The sequence below is a fragment of the Marinobacter nitratireducens genome, assembly GCF_000708045.1.
Classification (GTDB): domain Bacteria; phylum Pseudomonadota; class Gammaproteobacteria; order Pseudomonadales; family Oleiphilaceae; genus Marinobacter; species Marinobacter nitratireducens.
In genome coordinates, this window is the sequence record NZ_ANIE01000015.1 from 1 (window position 1) to 15,494 (window position 15,494).

The following is a 15,494-nucleotide window of genomic DNA, read 5'->3' on the forward strand; positions in this document are numbered from 1 at the left end:
CGGCCGTACCGTTGGTGCCGGCGTGGTATCCAAGATCATCGAGTAACCCTCGGGTTGCTCGATTGAAGTTGCGCTGAGTTGTTTCGGTGCAGGCCAGTAGCTCAATTGGCAGAGCAGCGGTCTCCAAAACCGCAGGTTGGGGGTTCGATTCCCTCCTGGCCTGCCATTTTTTAACATCCGGATACATAAGTTGATTCCTATGGAGTCAAAAGCCGTTCAGTCAGCCAGCCGTTTCGATGTTGTGAAGTGGCTGGTTGTTTTCGTTCTGATTGCCGCTGGTGTAGTTGGTAATCAGTATTTCAGTGCGGAATCTCTGTTGTACAGAGTGCTCGCGCTCGTTGGGTTGGCTGTTGTTGCGGCTTTGGTGGCTCTTCAGACAGATCGTGGTCGGCGTTTCGCGACGCTGTTGAAAGAGGCCAGGGTCGAGATCCGTAAGGTTGTCTGGCCAACCCGGCCTGAATTAATTCAAACAACATTGATTGTCGTGGTGTTTGTTTTGGTCGTGGCATTGTTGTTGTGGGGTATGGATTCGCTGATCAGTTTGCTGGTCGCCGGGTTTATCGGTTAACGGGAGTGGGCAATGGCTAAGCGCTGGTACGTCGTTCATGCGTATTCTGGCTTTGAAAAGCATGTAATGCGCACTCTTAAAGAGCGTGTTGCTCTGCACGGCATGGAAGAGAAGTTCGGCGAAATCCTGGTTCCGACCGAGGAAGTGGTCGAAATGCGTGAAGGGAAGAAGCGCAAGAGTGAGCGCAAATTCTATCCCGGGTACGTGCTTGTCCAGATGGAAATGGATGATGCAACTTGGCACCTTGTGAACAATACCCCCAGAGTTCTCGGTTTCATTGGCGGTACCAAGGATAAGCCGGCTCCAATTACGGAGCGTGAGGCGGAAGCAATTCTCCAGCGTGTTGAAAGCGGTGCGGAGAAGCCGAAGCCGAAGACCCTGTTTGAGCCGGGTGAGATTGTGCGCGTTATTGAGGGGCCGTTTGCGGACTTCAATGGCGTGGTCGAGGAAGTTGACTACGACAAGAGTCGGGTCAAGGTTGCGGTTCTGATTTTCGGTCGTTCCACTCCGGTAGAGTTGGAGTTTGGTCAGGTCGAAAAGGACTGATCTGCAGCTGAAAATCTGAAAGCTCGCGCGCTCAGGCGACGCGGGCTTTTTGTGTCTGCTATTTGCAGTTTTGTAAACCCGGGGAGCCGAAAGGCGTTTGAACCCAAAGGAGAGCTATCATGGCGAAGAAGATTGAAGCGTACATCAAGCTTCAGGTTGCTGCCGGTCAGGCCAACCCAAGTCCCCCCGTTGGTCCTGCGCTGGGTCAGCACGGTGTAAACATCATGGAATTCTGTAAGGCCTTCAATGCCCAGACTCAGGGCATGGAGCCTGGGCTGCCGATTCCGACCGTTATCACCGTATATAGCGATCGCAGCTTTACCTTTATCACCAAGACTCCGCCTGCGGCTGTTCTGTTGAAGAAGGCAGCTGGCATCAAGAGTGGCTCTGGTCGTCCGAACACCGAGAAAGTCGGTACTGTGACCCGTGCGCAGCTCGAAGAGATCGCCAAGACCAAAGAGCCGGATATGACTGCAGCCGATGTTGATGCAGCTGTCCGTACCATCGCTGGAACTGCCCGCAGCATGGGCCTGAACGTGGAGGGCCTGTAACATGGCGAAGCTGAGCAAGCGTCAAAAGCTGATTCGCGAGAAGGTTGAGTCCACTCGTTCATACTCTGTAGACGAAGCTGTTGCTCTGTTGGCAGAGCTGGGTCAGGGCGTCAAGTTCAAAGAGTCTGTCGATGTGGCAGTCAATCTGGGCGTTGACGCGCGTAAATCTGACCAGGTTGTTCGTAGCAGCACGGTTCTGCCTCACGGCACTGGCAAGTCAGTCCGCGTGGCAGTATTTACCCAGGGTGCAAATGCCGAGAAGGCAACCGCAGCTGGTGCTGACATCGTAGGTATGGACGATCTCGCTGAAGAAGTTAAGAAAGGCAACATGGACTTCGACGTGGTTATCGCTACTCCGGATGCCATGCGTGTTGTTGGTCAACTGGGCCAGATTCTCGGTCCCCGTGGCCTGATGCCGAACCCGAAAGTTGGCACTGTGACTCCGGACGTTGAGACCGCTGTCAAGAACGCCAAAGCGGGTCAGGTTCGTTACCGTACAGACAAAAACGGTATCATCCACGCTCCGTTGGGTAACATCGAATTCTCTGCACAGACCATCAAGGAAAACCTTGAAGCTCTGGTTGCAGATCTGAAAAAGGCCAAGCCGTCTTCGGCGAAAGGCGTGTATCTGAAGAAGATCACCCTTTCATCGACTATGGGTCCTGGCCTGACTATCGATCAGGGTGGTCTGAACATCTGATCCCCTTGAGCGGTAGTTACTTTGTAGTCTAGGCGGAAGCCGAGGCTGTCAAAGACCGCAGGCCCCCGAAGCCCTTCTTGTCAGGAGGGCTGCAAGGGTTAAAGCAACGCCTGCGCAGACGGTGTGACGACGTTCTCTCTGAACCCAAACACCGTTAGGCGCCCGAAAGGGCAATGATGGGTTTGCCGGCAATGACCGGCGAAATCGAGGAGAAAACCAGTGGCAATTAGACTCGAAGACAAGAAGGCGATCGTCGCTGAAGTCAACGAGACTGCTGGTACTGCTCTGTCTGTGGTTATGGCTGATTACCGCGGCGTCACCTCTGGTGACATGACCGCGCTTCGTGCCAAGGCTCGTGCCGAAAATGTGCGTCTGAAGGTTGTTCGTAACAACCTGGCAAAGATTGCCATTCGCGGTACCGAGTTCGAGTGCATCGACGAAGCTCTGGTTGGCCCTACCATTCTGGCCTTCTCTATGGAAGATCCTGGTGCAGCAGCACGTCTGCTGAAGGATTTTGCCAAAGAGAACGAGGCATTTGAGATCAAGGGTCTGGCTGTCGGCGGTGAGCTGATGGGCGCAGAACAGATTGATCGCCTCGCCAAGCTGCCGACGCTGCACGAAGCGTTGACCAAGCTGGCCGTTGTTACACAGGCACCAGTTACCAAGCTCGTACGCAGCCTGAACGATATTCCGGGAAGGGTTACGCGTGTCGTAGCTGCAGTCCGCGACCAAAAGCGCGAAGCTGCTTGATTCTGTTGAACACCATTTTTTACATTTTGGGAGAAAGTCATGGCTCTGTCTAAAGACGATATTTTGAATGCAATTGCTGAAATGAGCGTAATGGAAGTTGTTGAGCTCGTTGAAGCTATGGAAGAGAAGTTCGGCGTTTCCGCTGAAGCTGCTGTTGCTGCTGCTCCGGCTGCTGCGGGTGGCGACGCTGGTGCCGCTGAAGAGAAGACCGAGTTCGACGTAGTTCTGACCGGTGCTGGTGAGAAGAAAGTTAACACCATCAAGGCTGTGCGTGAGCTGACCGGTCTGGGTCTGAAAGAAGCGAAAGAAATGGTTGACGGTGCTCCGTCTACTGTTAAGGAAGGCGCTTCCAAGGATGAGGCTGAAGAAGCCAAGAAGAAGCTTGAGGAAGCAGGCGCTTCTGTTGAGCTTAAGTAATAGTCGATTACTGATCGACTCCGCGCCGTGAGCGCGGACAGGCTGGTGGCTTTATGCCACCGGCCTTTTTCTGTTGTATATGCTATAGAGTCTGGTGTGCAATTACAGGTTGATGTCAGGATCTATAACCTACAGCCAGAGTCTTGTTCAAGACGGCGTAACAAGCCGAGCAAATCGGCCCCGAAGCAGAACAATGGTTGCTTCTTGATACCAGGTATCAGGTTTAAAGCTGGGGAATGCAGATGACTTACTCCTACACTGAGAAAAAGCGGATTCGCAAAGACTTTAGTAAATTGCCTTCCGTTATGGATGTCCCCTATTTGCTGTCTATTCAGCTGGATTCGTTCCGGGACTTCCTCCAAATGGAAGCCGCTCCTGAAGATCGTCGGGAAACCGGTCTTCACGCAGCATTCAAATCCGTATTCCCGATTGTCAGTTACTCTGGCAACGCCGCGCTCGAATACGTGAGCTATCGTATTGGTGAGCCGGTATTTGACGTCAAGGAATGCCAGCTTAGGGGCGTAACTTACGCAGCACCGCTGCGGGTCAAGGTCCGTCTTATCATTTATGATAAGGAATCGTCCAACAAGGCGATCAAGGACATCAAAGAGCAGGAAGTCTACATGGGCGAAATGCCCCTGATGACTGAGAACGGTACCTTCGTTATCAACGGTACCGAGCGGGTTATTGTTTCCCAGCTTCACCGCTCTCCGGGCGTATTCTTTGATCATGACAAGGGTAAAACCCACTCCTCCGGTAAGCTCCTGTACTCCGCACGGGTGATTCCTTACCGTGGTTCGTGGCTGGACTTCGAGTTCGATCCGAAGGATTCCGTGTTCGTTCGTATCGACCGTCGTCGTAAACTGCCGGCGTCTATTCTGCTGCGGGCATTGAATTACACCTCCGAGCAGATGCTCGAGATGTTCTTTGATACCAGTAAGTTCAGCCTTGGCGCCGAGGTCTGCAAGCTTGAGCTGGTGCCCAGTCGCTTGCGGGGTGATATCGCTACCTTCGATATCAAAGACAACGAAGGCAAAGTTGTTGTTGAGGAAGGCCGTCGTGTTACTGCTCGCCATATCAAGCAGCTTGAAAAGGCGGGTATTAGCGAACTCGAGGTTCCAACCGAATATCTTTACGGTCGTGTTCTTGCGAAAGACATGATTGACCAGGCCACTGGTGAGGTTCTCGTTGAGTGTAACTCCGAGTTGACGGAGGAGCTGGTCACCAAGATTCTGGATGCTGGCGTAACAGAGATCGAAACTCTGTACACCAACGATCTGGATTGTGGCCCGTTCATGTCTGACACCCTGCGGATTGACCCAACCCGTACCCCGCTTGAGGCACTGGTTGAAATCTATCGCATGATGCGCCCGGGTGAGCCGCCGACCAAAGAATCTGCAGAGAACCTGTTCAACAACCTGTTCTTCTCTGACGAGCGCTACGACCTGTCTGCTGTTGGTCGTATGAAGCTTAACCGTCGTCTCGGTCGCGAAGAAAGCACTGGCGAAGGCATCCTGACTCATGAAGACATTATTGATGTCCTCAAGACTCTGATCTCTATTCGTAACGGTCAGGGCCAGGTGGATGATATCGATAACCTGGGCAACCGTCGCGTACGCTGTGTTGGCGAGATGGCAGAGAATCAGTTCCGCGTTGGTCTGGTGCGGGTAGAACGCGCTGTTCGTGAGCGTCTGAGTCTGGCTGAAAGCGAAGGCCTGATGCCACAGGATCTGATCAACGCCAAGCCGGTGGCAGCGGCGGTCAAGGAGTTCTTTGGCTCCAGCCAGCTGTCCCAGTTTATGGACCAGAACAACCCGCTGTCAGAAGTTACGCACAAGCGTCGTATTTCCGCTCTTGGGCCTGGTGGTCTGACTCGTGAGCGTGCCGGCTTTGAGGTTCGTGACGTACACCCGACCCATTATGGACGTGTGTGCCCAATTGAAACGCCTGAAGGTCCGAACATCGGTCTGATCAACTCTCTGGCAACCTATGCCCGCTCCAACTCCTACGGGTTCCTGGAAAGTCCGTACCGGAAGGTGGTTGACGGCGTTGTCACGGATGAGCTGGTTTACCTGTCAGCGATTGAAGAAAGCAACTACATCATCGCACAGGCCAGTGCGGCGACGGACGAAGGCAAGCGCCTGACCGATGAGCTGGTAACGGTGCGTCACCTGAACGAATTTACCGTTGCGCCACCTGAGGCCGTCAACTTCATGGACGTCTCGCCGCGTCAGGTTGTTTCTGTTGCGGCCTCGCTGATCCCGTTCCTGGAACACGATGATGCTAACCGTGCTCTGATGGGTGCGAACATGCAGCGTCAGGCTGTTCCGACTCTGAAGTCTCAGGTACCGCTGGTTGGTACTGGCGTTGAGCGTACGGTTGCTCAGGACTCCGGCGTCTGTGTGAGTGCCCGTCGCGGCGGTGTTATCGAAAGCGTTGATGCGGCCCGTATCGTTGTTCGCGTTAATAACGAGGAAACCGAAGCGGGTGATGCGGGTGTAGATATCTACAACCTCACCAAGTACACCCGTTCCAACCAGAACACCTGTATCAACCAGCGCTCTATTGTGCGCCAGGGTGATGTGGTGGCTCGTGGGGACGTGCTTGCAGATGGTCCTTCTGTAGATCTGGGTGAGCTGGCTCTGGGGCAGAACATGCGTATCGCGTTCATGCCCTGGAACGGTTACAACTTCGAGGATTCTATTCTGATTTCCGAGAAGGTTGTTCAGGAAGATCGCCTGACCACGATCCACATTCAGGAGCTGACCTGTGTTGCCCGGGACACCAAGCTGGGTAGCGAGGAAATCACGGCAGACATCCCGAACGTCGGGGAAAGTGCCCTGGCGAAGCTCGATGAATCCGGCATCGTATACATTGGTGCAGAGGTTGGCCCTGGCGATATTCTGGTGGGCAAGGTTACGCCGAAGGGCGAGACCCAGTTGACCCCGGAAGAGAAGCTGCTGCGTGCCATCTTCGGTGAGAAGGCGTCTGACGTTAAAGATACCTCTTCACGCGTTCCGACCGGTACTCGCGGTACCGTAATCGATGTTCAGGTCTTTACCCGTGATGGCATCGAGAAGGACCAGCGTGCCCAGTCGATCGAGAAAGAGCAGCTGGATCAGTACCGCAAGGATCTTAAAGACGAATACCGCATCGTCGAAGGCGCCACCTATGAGCGTCTGATGAATGCATTGAACGGTCAGCAGGTCATCAGCGGCCCGGGTCTGAAGAAAGGCGCGACACTGGACGAGGCCTACCTCGCCGAGCTGCCCCGTCCGGATTGGTTCAAGCTGCGGATGCAGGATGACGGCCTGAACGAGCTGCTCGAGAAGTCCGAGCAAGGTCTTGAGGATCGTAAGAAAGAGCACGAGGCCCGATTCGAAGACAAGAAAGGCAAGCTCCAGCAAGGTGATGACCTGGCGCCGGGCGTGCTCAAGATCGTCAAGGTATACCTGGCAATCAAGCGCCGTATCCAGCCTGGTGACAAGATGGCAGGGCGTCACGGTAACAAGGGTGTTATCTCTGCCGTAATGCCCATCGAGGATATGCCGTACGACGATTACGGCAACACCGTGGACATCGTTCTGAACCCGCTGGGTGTACCCTCGCGGATGAACGTTGGTCAGGTACTCGAGACGCACCTTGGTGCGGCGGCCAAAGGTCTTGGTGAGCGTATCAGTCAGATGCTCGAGGAGCAGCGCAAGGTTGCAGAGCTGCGCCAGTTGCTGGACGAGATCTACAACCACTCCGACGAAGTGTTCAAGGTGGATCTGGACTCGCTGAGCGATACCGAGATCCTTGAACTGTGCGGCAATCTGCGGACAGGCGTGCCAATGGCTACCCCGGTATTCGATGGCGCCAAGGAAGCGGAAGTCAAGCGCATGCTTGAGTTGGCCGGGTTGAGTACTACCGGTCAGACCAAGCTTTACGATGGCCGTACCGGTGATGCATTTGATCGTCCGGTGACCGTGGGCTACATGTATATCCTGAAGCTCAACCACCTGATCGATGACAAGATGCACGCTCGTTCCACCGGCTCCTACAGTCTGGTTACTCAGCAGCCGCTGGGTGGTAAGGCTCAGTTCGGTGGTCAGCGCTTCGGTGAGATGGAAGTGTGGGCCCTTGAGGCCTACGGTGCAGCTTATACACTGCAGGAAATGCTCACCGTGAAGTCTGACGACGTGAATGGTCGGACCAAGATGTACAAGAACATTGTCGATGGTGATCATCGCATGGAGCCGGGCATGCCCGAATCCTTCAACGTTCTTGTCAAGGAAATCCGCTCTTTGGGTATCGACATCGAGCTGGAATCCGAGTGAGCCGAATTGTTTTTGGCAGCGTGAGCGGGCACAGGTTGTGCCCGCCCGAGATTAACGCCATCCGGAGCTTTTACTGATGAAAGATTTGCTGAATCTTCTCAAGAGCCAGAATCAGAGTAAGGAATTTGACGCTATCCGTATCGGTCTTGCGTCACCTGACATGATTCGTTCCTGGTCTTTTGGCGAAGTAAAAAAGCCTGAGACCATCAATTACCGTACCTTCAAGCCGGAGCGTGACGGTCTTTTCTGTGCCAAGATTTTCGGCCCGATCAAAGACTACGAGTGTCTTTGCGGGAAGTACAAGCGCCTCAAGCATCGTGGCGTTATTTGTGAGAAGTGTGGCGTTGAAGTCGCTCTGGCGAGTGTTCGTCGGGAGCGTATGGGGCACATCGAGCTGGCTAGCCCGGTTGCTCACATCTGGTTCCTGAAGTCGCTTCCTTCCCGCATCGGTCTGATGCTGGACATGACCCTGCGTGACATCGAACGGGTTCTGTATTTCGAATCCTTCATTGTCATCGATCCGGGTATGACCACTCTGGAGAAGGGGCAGTTGCTCAACGATGAGCAGTACTACGAAGCCCTGGAAGAGTTTGGTGACGAGTTCGATGCACGCATGGGTGCCGAAGCTGTCAAAGAATTGCTCGAAGGGATTGACCTCCAGGCCGAGGTGGATGCCCTGCGGGAAGAAATTCCACAGACCAATTCCGAAACCAAGATCAAGAAGTTCAGTAAGCGCCTAAAGATCCTTGAGGCGTTCCTGTACTCCGGTAACAAGCCGGGCGACATGGTAATGACTGTGCTACCGGTTCTGCCGCCTGATCTGCGTCCATTGGTCCCGCTGGATGGCGGTCGCTTTGCGACGTCCGATCTGAACGATCTGTATCGCCGTGTGATCAACCGTAACAACCGTCTCAAGCGTCTTCTGGAGCTCAACGCGCCGGATATCATCGTTCGCAACGAGAAGCGTATGCTTCAGGAAGCGGTCGATGCGCTGCTGGATAACGGTCGTCGCGGTCGCGCCATTACCGGCACCAACAAGCGTCCGCTGAAGTCCCTGGCTGACATGATTAAAGGTAAGCAGGGTCGCTTCCGTCAGAACCTGCTGGGTAAGCGGGTCGACTATTCCGGCCGTTCCGTCATCGTGGTCGGTCCTTACCTGCGTCTGCACCAGTGTGGCCTGCCTAAAAAGATGGCTCTGGAGCTGTTCAAGCCTTTCATTTTCTCCAAGCTTGAGCATCGTGGTCTGGCAACCACGATCAAGGCCGCCAAGAAGATGGTCGAGCGTGAGGAAGGTGTCGTCTGGGATATCCTGGACGAAGTGATTCGTGAGCACCCGATCATGCTCAACCGTGCGCCGACACTTCACCGCCTGGGTATCCAGGCTTTCGAGCCGGTTCTGATCGAAGGTAAGGCGATTCAGCTGCATCCTCTGGTTTGTGCTGCCTACAACGCCGACTTCGACGGTGACCAGATGGCGGTTCACGTACCGCTGACGCTGGAAGCGCAGTTGGAAGCTCGCGCGTTGATGATGTCGACCAACAACGTACTGTCGCCCGCGAACGGTGAGCCAATCATCGTGCCGTCACAGGACGTGGTACTTGGCCTTTACTACATGACTCGTGAGCGCGCCAGCGCAAAAGGCGAGGGCATGGTCTTTGCCGACATCAAAGAAGCGCATCGTGCTTACGGAGCGGGTCAGGTAGATCTGCAGGCTAACGTCAAAGTGCGAGTAAAGCAGGTTACTTTTGACGAAGACGGGGCGCGTAACGAGTCCCTCAGCGTGGTTGAAACCACCGTTGGTCGTGCGCTGTTGTTCGACATCGTTCCGGACGGCCTTCCGTTCGAGCTGGTAAACAAGCCGATGGTCAAGAAAGCGATCTCCAACTTGATCAACACCTGTTACCGGGATGCTGGCCTCAAGGATACCGTTATCTTTGCCGACCAGCTGATGTACATGGGTTATCACTATGCAACCCGCTCAGGTATCTCCATCGGTTTCAACGACTTCGAGATTCCGCCCGAAAAATATGAGCTGGTTGATGCTGCCTCTGACGAAGTCAAAGACATCGAGAGCCAGTACGCGTCCGGTCTCCTGACTCAGGGCGAGAAGTACAACAAGGTTATTGATATCTGGTCTCGTGCCAACGACAAGGTCTCCAAAGCGATGATGGAGCGCTTGGCAAAAGAGCAGGTCATCGGCCCCGACGGTAAGCCTGTGAAGGGTGAAGATGGCGAAGATCTGATGCAGGAGTCCTTCAACTCGGTCTACATGATGGCCGACTCCGGCGCCCGGGGTTCTGCCGCTCAGATTCGTCAGTTGGCTGGTATGCGTGGTCTGATGGCGAAGCCGGATGGCTCCATTATCGAAACTCCGATCACGGCGAACTTCCGTGAAGGTCTGAACGTACTGCAGTACTTCATTTCGACCCACGGTGCTCGTAAAGGTCTGGCGGATACCGCGTTGAAGACCGCCAACTCCGGTTACCTGACCCGTCGTCTGGTGGATGTCTCCCAGGATCTCGTGGTTACCGAAGAAGACTGTGGTACCGACGAAGGCTTGCTGATGACACCGCACATCGAGGGTGGTGACGTTGTGGTGCCGCTGGGTGATCGTGTACTCGGCCGTGTGACGGCTCGTGATGCGTTCACGCCGACTGATAAGGACAATGCTGTTGTGCCAGCGGGTACGCTGCTCGACGAGAAGACCATCGAGACACTTGAGCGTGCCGGTGTGGATGAGGTCTGGGTTCGTTCCGCGATTACCTGTGAAACTCGCCATGGGATCTGCTCCAAGTGCTATGGCCGCGATCTGGCTCGTGGTCATCAGGTCAACGTGGGCGAGGCGGTTGGTGTCATTGCTGCCCAGTCCATTGGTGAGCCGGGTACTCAGCTGACCATGCGTACCTTCCACATTGGTGGTGCGGCGAGCCGGGCGTCTGCCGTGGACAACATCCAGGTTAAGCACGGCGGTACCGTTCGCCTGCATAACCTGAAGTCCATCGAGAAGAGCGACGGCTCTCTGGTTGTGGTTTCCCGCTCCTCCGCTCTGGCGATTGCAGATGAGCAGGGTCGTGAGCGCGAATGGTACAAGCTGCCATACGGTGCGGTTCTGTCCGTTAAGCATGGTGATGCTGTTGAGGCTGGCGTGGTTGTGGCCAAGTGGGATCCGCATACCCACCCGATCATTGCCGAGGCCGAAGGTACAGCCAAGTTTGTCAACATGGATCAGGGCATCACTGTCCGGACCCAGACCGATGAGCTGACAGGCCTGTCGACTATGGAAGTGATCGATCCCAAGGAGCGCCCTGCTGCTGGTAAGGACATCCGTCCTGGAATTCAGGTGCTGGATGCAGCTGGTAATGATGTTGAGTTGCCGGGTGGTGCTGCGGCTATGTACTTCTTGCCCGCAAACGCTCTGGTAACCATGGCCAATGGAGCCAAGATCGAGCTGGGTGACGTTGTTGCCCGTATCCCGCAGGAAAGCTCGAAAACGCGGGATATCACCGGTGGTCTGCCGCGGGTTGCCGATTTGTTCGAGGCTCGTCGCCCGAAAGAGTCGTCTATCCTCGCAGAAATCAGCGGTACGGTTTCCTTTGGTAAGGAAACCAAGGGCAAGAAGCGCCTGGTTATCACCCCGAAAGATGACGATGCCTATGAAGTGCTGATTCCGAAGCATCGCCAGCTCAACGTTTTCGAAGGTGAAACGGTTGAAAAGGGTGAGGTCATCTCCGATGGTCCGTCTAACCCGCACGACATTTTGCGTCTGCTGGGTGTGGTCGAACTGGCGAAGTACATCACCAACGAAATCCAGGACGTATACCGTCTGCAGGGTGTTGTCATCAACGATAAACATATCGAAGTTATCGTTCGACAGATGCTGCGTAAGGTAGAGATTACCGATCCGGGCGATACAACGCTGTTGTCTGGTGATCAGGTAGAAATTACCCAGGTTCTGGAAGAAAACGAAAAGGCCAATGCATCAGACAAAGAGCCAGCACGCTTCGATCGTCTGTTGTTGGGTATCACCAAGGCTTCCCTGGCGACCGAGTCGTTTATTTCTGCGGCATCGTTCCAGGAAACAACGCGGGTGCTCACCGAAGGTGCGGTCACCGGTAAGCGTGATTACCTGCGCGGCCTGAAAGAAAACGTTGTGGTTGGTCGCCTGATTCCTGCGGGGACCGGTCTGGCTTATCATAACGAGCGTCGTCGTAAGCGTGACCTGGAAGCCCAGGGAGTGACAGCAGCAGACGTTGAAGAGGCTCTGAGCGCAGAGCTTAACCGCGAAAGCTGATTCCGGTGACGAAGTCACCTTCGGGTAGATACCTACCCGCAAGGTGGTTAAAAAGAGATCAGTCATCTTGACTGACCAGGGACGCAGGCTTACACTTGCGTCCCTTAAATTTTACCCCCTCCTGCAGGGGGTAAGTTTCATTGATATGGTTTTTTGGAGTTTGCTTACATGGCAACGATTAATCAGTTGGTGCGTAAGCCTCGTAAGCGCAAGGTAGCCAAGAGCGACGTTCCCGCGCTCCAGGCCTGCCCTCAGCGCCGTGGTGTATGCACTCGTGTATACACTACAACGCCGAAGAAGCCGAACTCAGCACTTCGTAAAGTGTGTCGTGTTCGTCTGACCAACGGCTACGAGGTTTCCTCATACATCGGTGGTGAAGGTCATAACCTTCAGGAGCACAGCGTAGTGCTGATCCGCGGCGGTCGTGTAAAAGACCTTCCGGGTGTGCGCTATCACACTGTTCGCGGAACGCTGGACACCCAGGGTGTGCAGAACCGTAAGCAGGGCCGCTCCAAGTACGGTGCAAAACGACCCAAGTCCTGATGTCCCAGATGGGTGTCTTTTATCGTTGCTTGTCAGAACGGTAAGAGTAAGGCTGAGTAGCGAAATGCTATCTCAGGGGTTCCTGAAGACCTTTTAGATATATAAGGGCTTATCGATGCCTAGAAGAAGAGTTGCAGCAAAGCGGGAAATCATTCCCGATCCTAAGTTCGGCAGTGCACGGCTTGCCAAGTTTATTAACCACGTAATGGAAAGCGGCAAGAAATCCGTTGCAGAGCGCATTGTTTATGGCGCGCTCGATATCGTTGCCGACAAGTCCAAAGAAGAGCCGCTCGACATGTTTGAGAAGGCCCTGGAAAACATCCAGCCGATGGTCGAGGTTAAGTCCCGTCGTGTGGGTGGTGCTACCTACCAGGTGCCTGTTGAGGTTAGGCCTTCCCGTCAGAACGCGCTGGCGATGCGCTGGCTCGTAGAATTTTCACGGAAGCGCGGTGAGAAATCCATGGCGCAGCGTCTTGCAGGCGAAATCCTGGATGCCGTTGATAGCAAGGGTGCTGCGGTTAAGAAGCGTGAAGATGTACACCGCATGGCAGAAGCCAACAAGGCGTTCTCTCACTTCCGTTTCTAATCAGCCGAGGTTTATACAGTGGCACGCAAGACTCCTATCAAACGATACAGAAATATCGGGATTTGTGCGCACGTTGATGCGGGCAAAACGACGACTACCGAGCGAGTTCTGTTCTACACCGGTCTTTCTCACAAGATTGGTGAGGTGCACGACGGGGCGGCTACCATGGACTGGATGGAGCAGGAGCAGGAGCGTGGTATTACCATCACCTCAGCTGCGACTACCTGTTTCTGGCAGGGCATGGATAAGCAGTATCCCGAGCACCGTATCAACATCATCGACACCCCGGGCCACGTTGACTTTACCATCGAGGTAGAGCGTTCCCTGCGGGTTCTGGATGGCGCGGTTGTTGTTTTCTGTGGTTCCTCCGGTGTTGAGCCGCAGTCCGAAACCGTTTGGCGCCAGGCCAACAAGTACGAAGTTCCGCGCATGGTGTTCGTCAACAAGATGGACCGTGCCGGCGCGAACTTCCTGCGCGTAGTTGATCAGATCAAAAACCGTCTGGGCGCCAACGCAGTGCCTATTCAGCTGCCGATTGGTGCTGAGGATGAGTTCCAGGGCGTTGTTGATCTTCTCCGTATGAAGGCGATTTACTGGAATGAAGCTGATTCCGGTATGACCTACGAAGAAAAAGACATTCCGGCTGAAATGGTCGACGAATGTGAAATGTACCGTGAGCAGATGGTTGAGGCTGCGGCTGAAGCCAACGAAGAGCTCATGGAGAAGTACCTCGAGGAAGGCGAGATCAGTCACGACGAGATCAAGAAAGGGTTGCGTGAGCGCACCCTGGCTAACGAGATCGTGCTGGCTACCTGCGGCTCCGCGTTCAAGAACAAGGGTGTTCAGGCGGTTCTGGATGCCGTTATCGAATTCCTGCCGGCTCCTGATGAGGTTAAGGCTATTCGTGGTGTTGTCGACGACGAAGGCACTGAAGAAACTCGTCCTGTTGACGATAACGCTCCGTTCGCGGCACTGGCGTTCAAGATTGCAACTGACCCGTTCGTGGGTACGCTGACGTTCTTCCGGGTTTATTCCGGTACGCTTGAGTCCGGTAACGCCGTATATAACTCGGTCAAAGGCAAGAAAGAGCGCGTTGGTCGTATGGTCCAGATGCACTCCAAGGATCGTCAAGAGATCAAGGAAGTGCTTGCAGGGGATATCGCGGCTGCCATCGGGCTTAAGAGTGTGACTACCGGTGATACTCTTTGTGATGAGAATGCCAAGATTATTCTGGAAAAGATGGAATTCCCGGAGCCGGTAATCTCCGTGGCGGTTGAGCCCAAGTCCAAGGCCGATCAGGAGAAGATGGGTATTGCTCTGGGCAAGCTCGCGCAGGAAGATCCTTCTTTCCGTGTTCGCACTGATGAAGAGTCCGGTCAGACCATCATCTCGGGTATGGGTGAGCTGCACCTGGATATCATCGTTGATCGGATGAAGCGGGAGTTCAAGGTAGAGGCTAATATCGGTAAGCCGCAAGTGGCATACCGTGAGTGTATCCGTAAGCCGACCGACGTCGAAGGCAAGTTTGTGCGTCAGTCTGGTGGTCGTGGTCAGTACGGTCACGTCAAGGTCAAGCTCGAGCCGCTGCCGTTGGACGAAGATACCGAAAACTTTATCTTCGTGAACGAAATCGTTGGTGGTGTGGTTCCCAAGGAATACATCCCTGCGGTTCAGCAAGGTATCGAGGAGCAGATGCAGAACGGCTGTCTGGCTGGCTATCCGCTGCTTGGTATCAAGGCAACCCTTTATGATGGCTCCTACCACGATGTGGACTCCAACGAAATGGCGTTCAAGATTGCGGGTTCCATGGCCATGAAGAAGGGTGCCCTGGAAGCCAGTCCGGCGCTGCTTGAGCCAATCATGAAGGTCGAAGTTGTTACCCCTGAAGAATACATGGGTGACGTCGTCGGTGACCTGAACCGCCGTCGTGGTGTTGTTCAGGGTATGGATGAGAATCCCTCAGGAAAGCTTATCCGTGCAGAGGTTCCGCTGGCGGAGATGTTCGGTTACGCCACCGACCTGCGTTCTGCGACACAGGGTCGTGCGTCATACTCCATGGAGTTCTCCGGTTACTCGGAGGCGCCTTCGAACATTGCCGAAGCAATCATTAAAAAGGGTTGATCCCCGGATTTAAGAAACAGGAAGAGGTGTAACCGTGTCTAAAGAAAAATTTGAACGTAGTAAACCGCACGTCAACGTGGGCACCATTGGTCACGTTGACCA

General features: G+C 54.4%; 11 protein-coding genes, 1 tRNA gene and 1 pseudogene. All 13 read left to right on the forward strand.

The genetic code is table 11. From position 1 onward, the window contains the following. Positions 1-90: 90 nt before the first annotated feature. Positions 91-166: transfer RNA gene (locus D777_RS17490), tRNA-Trp, on the forward strand. Positions 167-199: 33 nt separating this feature from the next. Then, complete coding sequence (gene secE / locus D777_RS17495; RefSeq protein WP_036135045.1) at positions 200-568, forward strand: preprotein translocase subunit SecE; 369 nt, start codon at positions 200-202, stop codon at positions 566-568. Positions 569-580: 12 nt separating this feature from the next. After that, positions 581-1,114, forward strand: coding sequence for a transcription termination/antitermination protein NusG (nusG, locus tag D777_RS17500; RefSeq protein WP_036135048.1), 534 nt, complete (start codon positions 581-583; stop codon positions 1,112-1,114). 119 nt (positions 1,115-1,233) lie between these two features. Then, positions 1,234-1,665 carry a 50S ribosomal protein L11 gene (rplK, locus tag D777_RS17505; protein ID WP_036135052.1) on the forward strand — a complete coding sequence of 144 codons (432 nt, stop codon included), beginning with the start codon at positions 1,234-1,236 and terminating at the stop codon, positions 1,663-1,665. A gap of 1 nt (position 1,666) precedes the next feature. After that, positions 1,667-2,365 carry a 50S ribosomal protein L1 gene (gene rplA, locus D777_RS17510; RefSeq protein WP_036135054.1) on the forward strand — a complete coding sequence of 233 codons (699 nt, stop codon included), beginning with the start codon at positions 1,667-1,669 and terminating at the stop codon, positions 2,363-2,365. 219 nt (positions 2,366-2,584) lie between these two features. Then, on the forward strand, positions 2,585-3,115 hold the full coding sequence (rplJ, locus tag D777_RS17515) for a 50S ribosomal protein L10 (RefSeq protein ID WP_036135057.1): 531 nt from the start codon (positions 2,585-2,587) through the stop codon (positions 3,113-3,115). A gap of 39 nt (positions 3,116-3,154) precedes the next feature. Then, complete coding sequence (gene rplL / locus D777_RS17520) at positions 3,155-3,532, forward strand: 50S ribosomal protein L7/L12 (RefSeq protein WP_036135060.1); 378 nt, start codon at positions 3,155-3,157, stop codon at positions 3,530-3,532. 242 nt (positions 3,533-3,774) lie between these two features. Then, the gene (rpoB, locus tag D777_RS17525) at positions 3,775-7,851 is read left to right on the forward strand and encodes a DNA-directed RNA polymerase subunit beta (protein ID WP_036135071.1); all 4,077 of its coding nucleotides are present in this window, start codon (positions 3,775-3,777) and stop codon (positions 7,849-7,851) included. 76 nt (positions 7,852-7,927) lie between these two features. Further along, complete coding sequence (rpoC, locus tag D777_RS17530) at positions 7,928-12,142, forward strand: DNA-directed RNA polymerase subunit beta' (protein WP_036135063.1); 4,215 nt, start codon at positions 7,928-7,930, stop codon at positions 12,140-12,142. A 168-nt stretch (positions 12,143-12,310) separates the two neighbouring features. Then, entirely contained in the window at positions 12,311-12,685 is a 375-nt protein-coding gene (rpsL, locus tag D777_RS17535; protein ID WP_008174844.1) for a 30S ribosomal protein S12, read from the forward strand. 115 nt (positions 12,686-12,800) lie between these two features. Continuing rightward, positions 12,801-13,271: a 30S ribosomal protein S7 gene (rpsG, locus tag D777_RS17540; protein ID WP_036135066.1), complete on the forward strand. Its 471-nt coding sequence runs from the start codon at positions 12,801-12,803 to the stop codon at positions 13,269-13,271. 18 nt (positions 13,272-13,289) lie between these two features. Continuing rightward, a complete protein-coding gene (fusA, locus tag D777_RS17545; protein ID WP_036135068.1) occupies positions 13,290-15,392 on the forward strand; it encodes an elongation factor G in 2,103 nt (700 codons plus the stop codon). A 34-nt stretch (positions 15,393-15,426) separates the two neighbouring features. Beyond that, positions 15,427-15,494: pseudogene (locus D777_RS18210) on the forward strand (GTP-binding protein); the annotation flags it as partial.